We start from the raw sequence: 5,921 nt of genomic DNA, 5'->3' as shown, positions 1-5,921 counted from the left end.
AGAGTTGCTACCCCCATCGCGCCCAGGGCAATAAAGACGACTTTCACTGCCAAAGCAATAATAATATTTTGCCAAACAATACCTAGGGTTCGGCGGGCGATCGCGATCGCTTCTGCTACTTTAGAGGGAGCATCAGTCATAATTACCACGTCGGCGGTTTCGATAGCAGCATCTGAGCCTAATCCCCCCATAGCTATGCCCACATCAGCACGAGCAATTACTGGTGCGTCGTTGATGCCATCTCCCACAAATGCGGTTTTATGGTTACTTTGGTTTACTGCTGTGAGGATATTCTCTAAAGCATTCACCTTATCCTCTGGTAAGAGTTCCGCTTGAAAATCATCTATCCCTAGCTTTCGAGCCATAGTATTAGCTATGGTTTGACTGTCTCCGGTCAGCATCACAGTTTTAATCTGCTGTTGGTGCAGTGCTTGGATAGCATTGATGGCATCTTCTTTGAGTTCATCGGCAATTAAGATACGCCCACTGTATTCACCATCCACCGCTAAGTGAGCTACCGTACTGTCAGCCACACAAACATCATGGGAAATCCCCTCTCGATGGAGTAAGCGATCGTTTCCTGCGATCACAACTCTTCCATCAATTTGGGCGCAAATACCCTGTCCCGCAATTTCTTGATAATTTTCAACCTTAGAACTGTCAATCGGTTTGCCATGAGCTTGTCGAATCGATTGAGCGACGGGATGATTTGACCCAGATTCTACATGAGCAGCTAATTCTAGTAATTGCTCTTGACTCAAACCATTATGGGTAATAATATCGGTGACTCGAAAGTTTCCCTTAGTAAGGGTGCCAGTTTTATCAAAGACGACGGTTTTCACCTGAGTTAAGGCATCCAAAAAGGTAGAACCTTTAATCAAAATACCGCGCTTGGCTGCCCCTCCAATACCGCCAAAATAGCCCAAAGGAATACTAATTACCAATCCACAGGGACAGGAAATCACCAACAGCACCAAGGCTCGATAAGTCCAGGTACTGGCGCTTGCTCCGGAAATAAGCAAAGGTGGTAACAGGGCAACTGCTAAGGAAAGAAACACCACAACCGGTGTATAGTAGCGGGCAAAGCGAGTAATAAACTTTTCCGTGTCGGCTTTTTTGCTTCTGGCGTTTTCCACCAAGTCCAAAATTCTGGCAATGGAAGACTCGTCAAAGGGCTTGGTAACGCGAATGGTTAGCCCTCCAGAGTGGTTAATCATCCCTGCTAACACCAGATCTCCTGTTACAACCGTACGGGGGAGTGATTCTCCTGTGAGGGCAGACGTATCCAGTTGCGAACTTCCTTTAATAATCTCACCGTCCAGGGGAACTTTCTCCCCAGGGCGTACCCGAATCATTTCTCCAACAGCAACTTGATCAGGGGAAACGGTTTTTATCTCGCCGTTAACTAGCAGATTAGCAGTATCGGGACGCACTTCCAGCAAGGCTCGAATCGAACGACGCGATCGCCCCACCGCAGACCCCTGTACCAATTCTCCCACCTGGTAAAACAACATCACCCCCACTGCTTCCGGTAGTTCGTGAATAGCGATCGCGCCTATGGTGGCAATGGTCATCAGAAAGTTTTCGTCAAAAATCCGACCCTGTAAGATATTTCGCCCCGCAGTGGTTAGCACTCCCCAACCACAGAGTAAGTAAGCAGGAATCAAGATGGCATATTCAGCTATGCCAAAAGGAGTCTGATGTAAACTATCTTGAAAAATCAGTCCGATTAACAAAAGGGGAGTAGCGATCGCGACCGCTCTTAACTCGCGCCACAAGTTAAATTCATTCTTTCCTTGACTGTTCCCGCAGCAGTCATCATGGGTTGTCACCTCCTGTCTTTGACTGTTCCCGCAGCAGTCATCATGAGTTGTCACCTCCTTTCCTTGACTGTTCCCGCAGCAGTGATCATGGGTTGTCACCTCCTGTCCTTGACTGTTGCCGCAGCAGTCATCATGGGTTGTCACCTCAGCAACGGCTTCAATGCAATGCCCAGACTTGCAGCAGTCTTGATGATGATGGTGTTCTGCCATAGCAATATCTAACTGTGAACATCTCCTGAATATCTGAAAGACTATTCAGACGAAAGATAATTCAAATTATATAGTAAGTAGCTGTGCAAAATAAATTATTGACAGTATTTTTCATTACTATGAGGTACCAATTATTTTTTATCTGTTCGCATATACAAGGCTTAATAGTCCCTAAAACCCGGAAATATGTACCTCACAAGGCGTAGAATTGCTATATTACTTCTTCCCCTATCTGTGCTCAATAATCAACCTTGATCAAGGTGTTGAGCTACCTCTCGATAAAAAGTCACAATATGTTCATCGGCAAGGCTGTAGTAAACGTTGCGACCTTGACGGCGATATTTGACTAGCTTTTGCGATCGCAATACTCGTAGCTGATGAGATACTGCCGATTCCCCCATTTTTACTATCGCTGCTAAGTCGCAGACACAAAGCTCTTGCTGTGCGAGGGCTGAAAGCAACTTTAGCCGATGGGGGTCGGAAAGAACGCTAAAAAACTCTGCCATCTGTTGCGCTTTTTCCGTTGCTAGAACCTTACTCTGCACCTGCCACACATTATCTAGATGAACTAGGGACTCATCACAGCTTGGAGCATCAGAAGAGTAGACAGTTGGTTTATTTAAGGAACTAGAATCGGCCATGATCAATTATATTTACTATTTAATCTCTAGATCTATGATACTATAGCGTTTCCCGCAGTTATGAGGTACAGTTTTCTTTTACATTGATTCCCTGTCTGATGCGCTCTTACCATTAAGAATTAAATTCGCTCAAGGTGCGACCCGAACGCGCACCTTGAGGCAAAGCCGACGCGGGGCGCGTTCGGGTCGCACCTCTTGATGCAGCGCATCGCTATTCCCAATTCCCGATTACCTACTCCCAATTACCGATTCCCGATTCTAAATTCTAAATTCTAAATTCTAAATTCTAAATTCTAAATTCTAAATTCTAAATTCTAAATTCCCTACTCCCTTAAAAAAAAATAGCCGCAGAAATACTATCTACGGCTAGGAAATTGACCATTAGTGATTCCGTTTTCAACCCTATCAAGACCTGCTTCCATGGGAGCAGACTCGATGATTTTGCCAGGGGGCAAAGCCCCCCAGAAAGTTAATCCGTTAACCCAAAGTTATGTACTTCGTCATCATCGTAATAAATTCCCCAGGAATGCCCGTCGGTTGCAGAGGACTCCACTCAGAAATCTCGGCGTAACGCAGTGCATAGAGGCTATGCATCGTGTTGATGATAGCCTTGCGGGAGCCCTTAAGAATGTGCTTAACAGGGTATTTTTTTGGAGAAGATTCCTGAGGATTATTACTAGGAGTAATATCCTCAGGGTTATTTTCGGGATTTGGGCGAAATTCGGAATCCATCTTGGTCACCTTTTGCTTGTTGTTAACAATATAATCATAACGATTATAAAATATTTTGTCAAGGGTTTTTATGATTTTTTTTGGGGAAAGGTATTTTAAATAAAATGTACGGTAACGGAATGGAATCTGATTTTTTTAGGAGTAGTAAAAAAAGGGAGCAGGGAACAGGGACTAGGGAGCAGTGATGAGTAGGAATAAAAATTATTGTACTTTATAAATAGAATAAATTTGTTTCGGTGGACTAATACAGCTAAAATGGTGCTTGAGTAAAATCCCTTAATTCATTGTAAATTAAGGCTTTTTTCAAAAATCTATCCTACTACTTTAGCTGTGCTATGCCACTACAAGAGCGATCGCACTCATGACAGGGAGCTTCTACTAACAGACCCACGGTTTTATGAATTAATGGCTATTGGTACATCCCACCAAACTGGCGATCGCACTCGACTCGTGTTATAATAACTTTTATTAGACATATCCAAGAATCTGTAATCCAGTCGCAGCAATCACAAGGAGTGGGTCAAAGACTCATTTAAAACTGAGCCATAGGAACGATTTAATGAGGTTTTGGAGTCTCAAAATCTAAATCTGGATTAAAAATATAACTCATTACAATGTCAATTACTTGATCACATTGTGCCGATTTTATTAATTCTAAAATTAGATAACCAATGTCTTGATGCAGTCGCTCATGGTTTGGGTTCTGTGTGCGGAACCTGCATCAAGACGGGAGCAGGGATCAGGGAGCAGGGAAGAGGGAAAAAATAATGTGTACCTCATAGCTACGAAAAACGCTATATGGTCGTTTTTTGACCAACAATTTTTCTTATACTTGTTTTGTTTATTTAGGATTTACTTGAATATATTTACAAGTGTAATTTGTCATTTTTCCCGTTTATCCATAGAGCATTTTTTGATTATACTTTATTTTTAGGATTTTTAGGATATAGCAATCCTAAATAGGTTGTGGTAATTTTCCAAAACGTGATCATTGTTATACCTGGGTTTCAATTCGAGCACTTGTCACCAATCATTTAGGGTTGCTATATTATCGGGATATCTAGTTTAACAAATCAGTTGACCCTAGGAGAAAAACATGGCTGATAATCTAACCGGCATCGGATATCTTGGCTGTACCTACGATATCTACGGTTACTATGCCCGCGCTAACTCCGTCAATACCAGTAAGCGACTGTTTTCTTTGCCTGACGCAGATACAGAAATCACGGTCCACGATGATCAATATTCTTACCCCAAGGATGCCATAGGCACTCCTGTCTTATTATACGAAACTGATCAGAAAACCTCTTCTTACGACAGTACTGAAGATCTATACACCAAGATGTCAGTTTCTGCCAACTTGTCCGGTTCCTATGGTCTGTTTAGCTCCGAAGTTTCGGCTAAATACTCACAGTCATACACCAGTAGCAGCTACTTCTATCACGTTGAAAAATCCGGCTATGTCAACTCCTACAAGTTGACCCTGGATCTCGATTATGCCCTGAAAAATCTTGATGAGGACTTCAAGGATGACCTCTACAACATGGACGCCGAGGAGTTAGTGGCAAAATACGGCACTCACTTTCTCTACGAGGCTGTTTTCGGCGGTCGCTGGTCTTATAGTCAAAGCGTCTCAAAATTCAGTTATAGCAGCTCCCAGGAAGCCGAAGTGGAAGTAGAGGCAAACTATGGCGATTACTCGGGATCAATTTCCACTTCTAACCAGACCGACCAGTCGCAATCGAACAATCAATCTAATGGCGAGTTTTGGTGCATCGGTGGCACTCCCGACACTTTGGTGGATGGCTTTGATGATTGGGCGGCATCGGTTCCTGGTAATTTCGTCCTCGTGGACTTTACCTCTGACTCCCTGAAGAAGATTTCGGAGTTAGTGGAGAATGATGACGCTCGCAAAGAGGAAATCGACGCAGCCATCCAAGCTGTTCTTGATGCAGGTACGAACCCTAGTAGTACTGAGCTGACTACCAGTTCTCAAACGGACCAGTGGATCGCAGGCGACAATAAAGATATGGAGGTAGACTCAGGAGCCCACCTAGACCACGTAGTAGTTGGCTTTGGAGGTCTGATTAAGGACAAGAAGTTCAATCTTACTGCCGTGTGCTACCTTAATCTGTCTACAACCCAACGTCAGTGGAAGGTGTTTGGAGACACTGAGACCTTTAACCAGACCGATTACGAAACCCTAGGGGAAGTCCCAGAGGGCTGTGTACTGACAGGCATTGGGTTGAAGGGAGACGGCAGCAAGTTCACCAAAATGGTGCTTTACTACCAAGAACTCACCCCTGCTAGCTCCACGAACAACTATCTCGTCACCAACCTACAGTCAATTGCTTTTAAGGGTACAAAGGAAGTAAGTTCTCCTGATAGTAGCTACGAGATTGAGTTTAATCCCGGTGATAATAATGATATGGTGATTACGGGCATTGCCGTGGGGTACCGTGGCAAAAAGGAAAAGGTCAATTACCTCAAACTCTATCGCAATACTATAGTGGAA

4 protein-coding genes are annotated in these 5,921 nt (G+C 43.8%); 1 reads left to right on the top strand and 3 read right to left on the bottom strand.

Features of this window, described 5'->3' with window-relative positions; translation table 11 throughout:
* The 3 genes from F6K38_RS33500 to F6K38_RS33490 all read right to left on the bottom strand — a co-directional run.
* The coding region (locus F6K38_RS33500; protein WP_287359408.1) for a heavy metal translocating P-type ATPase at positions 1-2,033 on the bottom strand (2,033 nt) is incomplete at its 3' end.
* A 245-nt stretch (positions 2,034-2,278) separates the two neighbouring features.
* Positions 2,279-2,674: an ArsR/SmtB family transcription factor gene (locus tag F6K38_RS33495; protein ID WP_008181489.1), complete on the bottom strand. Its 396-nt coding sequence runs from the start codon at positions 2,672-2,674 to the stop codon at positions 2,279-2,281.
* A 477-nt stretch (positions 2,675-3,151) separates the two neighbouring features.
* Positions 3,152-3,406 carry a hypothetical protein gene (locus F6K38_RS33490; RefSeq protein WP_071986830.1) on the bottom strand — a complete coding sequence of 85 codons (255 nt, stop codon included), beginning with the start codon at positions 3,404-3,406 and terminating at the stop codon, positions 3,152-3,154.
* Positions 3,407-4,502: 1,096 nt separating this feature from the next.
* Between F6K38_RS33490 and F6K38_RS33485 the strand changes: the two genes are divergently transcribed.
* Positions 4,503-5,921: MAC/perforin domain-containing protein (locus F6K38_RS33485; protein ID WP_287359405.1), on the top strand; the 1,419-nt coding region annotated here is incomplete at its 3' end.

It is taken from the genome of Moorena sp. SIO3B2 (genome assembly GCF_010692525.1).
Classification (GTDB): domain Bacteria; phylum Cyanobacteriota; class Cyanobacteriia; order Cyanobacteriales; family Coleofasciculaceae; genus Moorena; species Moorena producens.
Note: the sequence above shows the minus strand (reverse complement) of the source record. Positions and strands in the feature narration are given on the sequence as shown.

Coding starts and splice junctions, on each gene's coding strand:
- F6K38_RS33490 (WP_071986830.1), bottom strand. CDS start 3,406: ATGGATTCCGAATTTCGCCCAAATCCCGAAAATAACCCTGAGGATATT.
- F6K38_RS33495 (WP_008181489.1), bottom strand. CDS start 2,674: ATGGCCGATTCTAGTTCCTTAAATAAACCAACTGTCTACTCTTCTGAT.